At 44.5% G+C, this 5,815-nt stretch carries 7 protein-coding genes and 1 pseudogene; 5 read left to right on the top strand and 3 right to left on the bottom strand.

Features of this window, described 5'->3' with window-relative positions; genetic code table 11:
- Nucleotides 1–52: 52 nt before the first annotated feature.
- Both BUF15_RS26020 and BUF15_RS26015 read right to left on the bottom strand, forming a co-directional pair.
- Entirely contained in the window at nt 53–262 is a 210-nt protein-coding gene (locus BUF15_RS26020; RefSeq protein WP_073617246.1) for a hypothetical protein, read from the bottom strand.
- Between the two features lie 79 nt (nt 263–341).
- The gene (locus BUF15_RS26015) at nt 342–2,837 is read right to left on the bottom strand and encodes an ATPase, T2SS/T4P/T4SS family (protein ID WP_073617244.1); all 2,496 of its coding nucleotides are present in this window, start codon (nt 2,835–2,837) and stop codon (nt 342–344) included.
- Nucleotides 2,838–3,230: 393 nt separating this feature from the next.
- Here BUF15_RS26015 and BUF15_RS26010 point away from each other — a divergent pair, with 393 nt between their 5' ends.
- The 4 genes from BUF15_RS26010 to BUF15_RS26000 all read left to right on the top strand — a co-directional run bounded on the left by BUF15_RS26010 (nt 3,231) and on the right by BUF15_RS26000 (nt 4,492).
- The gene (locus tag BUF15_RS26010; protein WP_073617242.1) at nt 3,231–3,476 is read left to right on the top strand and encodes a hypothetical protein; all 246 of its coding nucleotides are present in this window, start codon (nt 3,231–3,233) and stop codon (nt 3,474–3,476) included.
- Nucleotides 3,477–3,479: 3 nt separating this feature from the next.
- On the top strand, nt 3,480–3,611 hold the full coding sequence (locus BUF15_RS28180; RefSeq protein ID WP_268753229.1) for a hypothetical protein: 132 nt from the start codon (nt 3,480–3,482) through the stop codon (nt 3,609–3,611).
- Nucleotides 3,608–3,868 (top strand): glycoside hydrolase family protein, encoded by a 261-nt coding sequence (locus tag BUF15_RS26005; RefSeq protein WP_143170902.1) that lies wholly within the window; start codon nt 3,608–3,610, stop codon nt 3,866–3,868. Before BUF15_RS28180 ends, BUF15_RS26005 begins: the two co-directional genes overlap by 4 nt.
- Nucleotides 3,869–4,078: 210 nt before the next feature.
- Nucleotides 4,079–4,492, top strand: a complete 414-nt coding sequence (locus BUF15_RS26000) for a hypothetical protein (protein ID WP_073617238.1) — start codon at nt 4,079–4,081, stop codon at nt 4,490–4,492.
- Between the two features lie 262 nt (nt 4,493–4,754).
- Here BUF15_RS26000 and BUF15_RS25995 read toward each other — a convergent pair whose 3' ends face one another.
- Nucleotides 4,755–5,435: a tyrosine-type recombinase/integrase gene (locus tag BUF15_RS25995; RefSeq protein ID WP_073617236.1), complete on the bottom strand. Its 681-nt coding sequence runs from the start codon at nt 5,433–5,435 to the stop codon at nt 4,755–4,757.
- Between the two features lie 199 nt (nt 5,436–5,634).
- Here BUF15_RS25995 and BUF15_RS25990 point away from each other — a divergent pair.
- Nucleotides 5,635–5,815 (top strand): annotated as a pseudogene (locus BUF15_RS25990) (IS256 family transposase); the annotation flags it as partial.

Here is a 5,815-nt window from a genome sequence, read left to right as displayed (position 1 = left end):
GACCGTCGCTCAATGACCGATTTGTTTAAGCCCCCTGACAATTCGCAACCAATTAAATCTCCACAGCTTTTATTATGGAATTAACTGTGAGACAGCAGTGATCTGATATATCTTGCTTTAACTCTGTTTTTATAAAACCAGGATATTCTCTAAAAAGTTTGACCCATTCTCCACCTGGTGAATAAATCCTTAGAAATTGATCAAGGTACTTTTCTTTTACTGTATACTCCCAGATAATATCGATTATTTTTACTTTACTCATGAGATTTTATCTCCACATTACGCTATAATCACCAGCTTTACTGGTGAATTATTTTGTTAAAAATGGGCAAAGGGTCACCTCATATTTCACAGACGGACATCAACTCTTTACAATCGATTGTCCCATTGAAAATGAGTTGAATCCCTTCCTGCACAAGCAGCGTCATGCCATTACTCATCGCTTCGTCAACAATTTCAGCAGGAGAAGCAAAGCTCATGATTAACTCACTGATGCTTGGATTTACGACCAGCAGTTCGTACAAACCTATTTTACCGTCATATCCGCTGCCATCGCATCTCGGACATCCATTGGCACGATGAAAGACGAGATCATCACTGTATATGACATTGATATGATCAAAGAAAGAAACCCCGTAACTTTCTAATAGACGATCATATTCGGCCTTTTCAGGATGATAGGGTTGTTTGCAGTTTTTGCACAGAGTTCGCACCAGGCGCTGGGCCAGAACGCCGCGCAGTGCGGTAGCAAGCAGCAAGGGATCAAGCCCCATATTCAGGCAGTGAGTGATACCTTCCTCTGCCGAATCGGCGGCTAGAGATGTGAGCAGCAGATGTCCGTTCAGTGCGACATCAACAACCATTAAAGCTGTCCGTAGATCCTGCATTTCACCGATCATGATCACATCGGGATCTTCTTTGCGAAACTCGCCCAACGCATCGGTAAAGGAATAATTCTTGAGAGGATCAACCTCCACCTGATGAATCCCGTTTTGCTTGATTTCTAGGGGTTGTTCGGCTGCACAGATTTTTTTTCCAGCAGTTTTTAAATGGTTTAATGCTGAATGCAATGTGGTGGTCTTTCCCGATGCTTTGGGCCCAACAACCAGTATGATCCCCTCTTCCTGCTCGATCATTTCCTTAAACGGACCGAGGAGCCGGGAAGGTAGAAGCTCGCCCAGCAGAGGAAGCGGCTTTTGATTAGGTAAAATGCTCAGTACAATCTCTTCATTGCCTTTTGGCGTAGGAGTTGTTGCCACACGTAATTCAATTTCCTTGCCCTCAAGAGTGGTAAACTTGAATTTACCTTCCTGCGGTTTGGTACGTTCAGCCAGATTAAGGGATGCCTGTGATTTTATCCTGTCAACAACCAGATACGCATGTTTTTGCGGTATTTTAAGCGGCTTACTGAAGACGCCATGAATTCTATACCGTACCTCACCCTTGTTCTCAAAACCGCAGGGGTCTATATGAATATCAGAAGCTTGGGAGGAATATCCCTTTTGTAAAATGTCATATACCAGGCGAACCACGGCGGGTATGTTAAGATAGTCATTAATTTCTACATGTTTCTCGGTTCCGGCTCTGCTTTCTCCAGCGGTGACCTGTTTTTCCCTTATTTTGTCCTGCGGTTCAGTTTCTTCCAGCGGATCGAACAATGAATTGTCGTAAAATAGCTGCTCGTCTCCCTGATATTCATAATTTTGCAGTGAGTCGAACAAGGAGGTGTCGTATGTTATCCGCTCTTTTCTCTGTGTTTTATAATCTTCCAGCGTGTCGAACGATGAGCTGTCCTTTGATAGCTGCTGCCCTTCACTCTCACCATCTGGCCTGCTGAAATATTTGGCTCTGGTACGCTTCCAGAACGAGCGAATATCCCCTTGAAAGGCGAACACCAACTCCACCTGAAGTTTTCCGGAAACCTGCTCTTGTATGGTGCTGGTAAGGGTTTGATCCTCGAAATTCTTTACGGCGACAACAAGCTTTTCATCTTTCAGGCTCAACGGAACCAGATCTTTTTCTTCAAAATAATCAATATTTATATCTGGAAAGAGCTGCTGGGGATTGTTATCGACTTTATCTAGATCCACAAACCTGGTGGAATAAAATTCTGCCAGTAATTTCCCCATTTTCAATCTCGGTATCTGGAAATTGTTCATTAAAACAGTTTCCGGATCTTCCCCTAGCTCGGTGGCTTTTGCCAGTCCCTGCTCCAGCTCTTTCACTGAAAGAAGGTTTTGCGACAACAGCGATTCATATTGGGGGGGGATCTGTTTAACGAAAATGCCGTGGTTGGAAAATGCGGTGGCCAGAGCTTTAGCTAATTGATTGGCGTTATACTCTTCTTCAGAGGTGAAGTGGTTGTCATCACGTGTGTTTATAAATTCGAGAACCCCCATCAGGGTGTTGTTCTGAACAATGGGAATAGCAAGGATCTGTTTACTGCGAATATTGCTCTTTTCATCATACGTGGCGTAAAAATTCAGTTCAGGACCTACACGCCGCAGCTCCCTAAAATCATACGCATCCCTAAGATTGATTGGTTGTTTTTTCTTAGCCGCAAATCCGACAATAGAATTGTAATTGATCGGTATGACAATCTTCTCAGAGGAATCTCCTGGGAGTAAAAGCCAGGAATCCAGTTCCTGCTTGCTGTTATCCGCAAGAAAAATTGCTGCTATTTTAGCTTGAAAGACTTCCAGAATATGTTTCTTCAACGTGTCGTTGATACTCTTTACATCCGGTGCATCTTTGATAGCTTCCAGCAGAGACTGCAGAGTTAGCGCAGAAGGTGATTTTTTGTGGGTAGCAGCAGGTTTATCGCTTTGATTATTCATCAATTTTATCAAACAGATATTTTCTGAGAATTTTTTATCATAGAGGGTCTTGTGTTCGGAAGCAGTTGTTCATTCAAAAAAATGCGCCCAGGAAAAAACTACACCAGCTTCAGCCGCGCGATGTACGACCGTCGGCTAATAGTGATTGTTGTAGATTATGTTCACTCATATATCTTTCCGCAATATATAAAGACAGCCTTGTTCTTCCAAGAACTCGCATCAGCAACACCTAGGGTGGAACCGAAATCAGTTGCATGAGCCCAAGATTCGGCCGATTTAAGAAAACTTTCTATTGTGTGGTTTTCCAAGCCAGCTGGACCATGGCACAGTCATCAATTTATGTTTAGCATCAGGCTTCTAGATAAACGAAGTGAGCGTAAACATGAGCTCGCCATGATGGACAAGAACCTTGAGTATGATGCCGCCCGCCATAAATGGCAGCTGCAGGCCGTGGAGACTCAGGGGAAGATGGTGCTCGATGCTGCAGGCATGGAGGTATTGGTCGAATCTATCAGGGCCCAGGGGAAGCCTACAGGTTTTGTGTGGGTAGATGCGATGAGTGCAGCAGTCCGGCCTCTGCTGACCTTCTTGTGGGTGATTGTGCTGTACTACAGCCTTGTACTGGGTGCCAGGTTTTAGCTGATGACAAAGACCGGTCTTGTTTCGGCTGAGACCATAACCCTGTCATGGGGGGCGCCGGAGCAGGGGATTGTGAGTTCGATCTTTACCTTCTGGTTCCTGGACCGGGTCATCAAGAAGCGACCGATATCATGAGCATTTTGGAAATGGCAAAAAAGCTGGCGCGACGGTTTGAGGGATTGCGGTTGGCTCGATATCTCTGTCCCGCAGGGTATATGACTATAGGCTACGGGCATCGCTTTGCGGCCGATCAAGAGCAAATTGATGAAACCAAGGCTGAGGCCTTACTCGACGGCGACATGTTTGCCAGCCATGAACAGGCGGTGAGCTACTGTCAACAGCAGGCAAACGCTGAGGCCGGGTTGATGTATTTAAAAAGCAAGACAACATGACCTTGAACCTCTGGCAAGATTCAGGGTTTTCTAATTGTGTACTCCAGCATTCTTTATGGTGTGCCCTTCCACCTGGAGGGTTAGAAACGTTTTGTTGTAATGCTAGCTAATATTAGTTGATTAAAGTGGTTGAAATTTCATTTATTTTTTGTCACTATTTTCTGTTAACTTTTTCCAAAACTCCTACTGAGTTGAACAACTGAGGAATTGATGGCAATCAATAACGATATCATCTACCACACCGATTTTTTAGAAGTAATCCAAACCGGGGTATTTGATTTAGACGATGGTATTCTCATCTTTTCTCACATTCTAAACATTTGCCGCCACACAGGTTTGAAAAAAATCATAATCGATTACAGAGAATTAAAAGGGGAGCGCGGAGGCACGGCAAAAACTTTATATGGTTTGCATGTTGTTGAACAATACAATACGTACCTCGAACAGGGAGGGGCAAAGTTAAAATTTGCTTATATTACGCCTTGTATTACGAGTTATGAACCTGGGGCCCAAGTTGCTCGACAAGGCGGTTTCCCGTTTAAACAATTCGAGACCCGCAATGATGCATTGGAATGGCTAGACTTAAAAACAATCAACAAAATTAATGAGCTGTGCCAATTATAGAAAATTGTCAGTTTAGATCCTGAATAAGTAATATTGTTGTCTACTGCGTCTCACTCTTTCTCGCCAGGCGTCTACCAAGTGCCGTCTGGACAAAATTCACTTCAGACTCTAAAAGCACCTTAGGGAATATTAGAACCGCACTTCAGTGCCAGTTTAGTATTCGTCATTTCAGACAAAATAACTGCTGCACGATCGCTCTATTTCTGACGATGACGATGCTCGATAGTACTTTCTTGCCCGGTACACCCGCAGCTCATACTTTCTATTCTTTTTTTTCCAACTGCTGATATGAAAGCGGAACACCCAATGCTTCGTTATCGACAGGATTCAACGGACTTCCATATGGATTCATGCTTTCAACTGTTTGAAGATTTCCCGAAATTGACTGTTTGCTTACAGCAGTGGGCCCAAGGTGTCCTATTCTCTCAACCGCTTTTCGCTTCTGGCTTTCTGATGGATGGGTGTATCTGGACGTCATCCTGATGTCCGCATGACCAAGGATATCTGCCACCGTTCGCAGGTCCGCGCCTTGCTCCAATAAATGTGTCCCTGCCGTATGACGTAGATCATGGATGGTGATATCAGGAAACAGTGGGTCATTCTGCTTTACCCTCTTCAAGGCTTGATCCCAAGCTTCACGAAAGATAATGGCCGGCCGGTTTCGATTTCGTTCGTTTTGGAGGTGTGAGTCAGTGAGGAAAAAGTAATCTTCGGCATCAAGACCCTCCAGAGCCTTCTGGACGACTTCTGTGATCGGCACGGTTCTCGGTTTACCTGACTTTGTTACTCGAATAACAGTCGTCCGATTGGCAAGATCAACATCCTGCCGTCTCTTTCCAGCAGCTTCACTCGCCCTGGCGCCGGTGTGCATCAAAAGAAGGACATAGGCATAGAGTTCTCGACCATATCCTTTGTAATCGACGAGACAGGCTTCTTGAGCCAATCAGAGAGATAGAAGAAGATCACCTCTCTATAGTTCTTAAGGGTATTCGGCTTTAATCTGCCTCCTCTTGTGTATCTCAAGAACAGATCGTGCAAGAGTTATGCTCAAAAGTGGTGTTTGAGGGAGAATTTAAAAAGAAATGACGTATCCTGTTGGAATCAGTTCGCCAAAACAGAATTCCAACAAAAAAGGATACGTCATGATCAACAGTAAAGTTATCACACTGAAAAAGCCAGGAGAGTTTGTCGAAGACCCGCTGACCGAACTGTTACGTACCGGCGCCCGACAACTCATTGCTGATGCGGTTGAGGCTGAATTGCAGGACCTGCTCCAGTATTACGCAGAGCTGAGAAATGAGAAAGGGCACATGCAGGTTGTGC

Source organism: Desulfopila aestuarii DSM 18488 (genome assembly GCF_900143695.1).
GTDB classification, from domain to species: domain Bacteria; phylum Desulfobacterota; class Desulfobulbia; order Desulfobulbales; family Desulfocapsaceae; genus Desulfopila; species Desulfopila aestuarii.
The sequence above is the reverse complement of the archived record's forward strand: the minus strand, read 5'-3'. Positions and strand labels throughout refer to the sequence as shown.

Bases quoted from the DNA above. Each gene is read 5' to 3' on its own strand.
- BUF15_RS26015 (WP_073617244.1), bottom strand. From the start codon at position 2,837: ATGAATAATCAAAGCGATAAACCTGCTGCTACCCACAAAAAATCACCT.
- BUF15_RS26000 (WP_073617238.1), top strand. From the start codon at position 4,079: ATGGCAATCAATAACGATATCATCTACCACACCGATTTTTTAGAAGTA.
- BUF15_RS26020 (WP_073617246.1), bottom strand. From the start codon at position 262: ATGAGTAAAGTAAAAATAATCGATATTATCTGGGAGTATACAGTAAAA.
- BUF15_RS26005 (WP_143170902.1), top strand. From the start codon at position 3,608: ATGAGCATTTTGGAAATGGCAAAAAAGCTGGCGCGACGGTTTGAGGGA.
- BUF15_RS28180 (WP_268753229.1), top strand. From the start codon at position 3,480: ATGACAAAGACCGGTCTTGTTTCGGCTGAGACCATAACCCTGTCATGG.
- BUF15_RS26010 (WP_073617242.1), top strand. From the start codon at position 3,231: ATGATGGACAAGAACCTTGAGTATGATGCCGCCCGCCATAAATGGCAG.